This window comes from Flavobacterium cupreum (genome assembly GCF_003996965.1).
GTDB lineage: Bacteria > Bacteroidota > Bacteroidia > Flavobacteriales > Flavobacteriaceae > Flavobacterium > Flavobacterium cupreum.
Genome location: NZ_QWDM01000186.1, coordinates 1 through 310 on the forward strand (window position 1 = coordinate 1; position 310 = coordinate 310).

1 pseudogene is annotated in these 310 nt (G+C 73.2%); it reads left to right on the forward strand.

Annotated features, from left to right (window positions below):
• A pseudogene (locus D0817_RS27120) lies at positions 1–307 on the forward strand (hypothetical protein); the annotation flags it as partial.
• Positions 308–310: the final 3 nt, after the last annotated feature.

Consider the following 310-nt stretch of genomic DNA (forward strand, 5'->3'; position numbering starts at 1 on the left):
CGACGACGGTTATCTGTTCCGCGGGCGCGGCCTGCTGCAGCTGACCGGCAAGGCTAATTACGCCCGCGCCACCGCGCAGCTGCGCGCGGCGTCGCCTTGCGTGCCCGATTTCTGCGCCGCGCCCGACGCCGTGCTCGAGCCCCCCTGGTGCCTGGCGGTGGCGGCCGCGGCCTGGCATGCGATGGAGTGCAACGCGCTAGCCGACGCCGACCGCCTCGCCGACATCACCAAGCGCATCAACGGCGGCACCGACGGCGTGCCCGCGGTGCGCACCTGGTTGCTGCGCACCAAGCGCAGCTGGGGCTAGCAG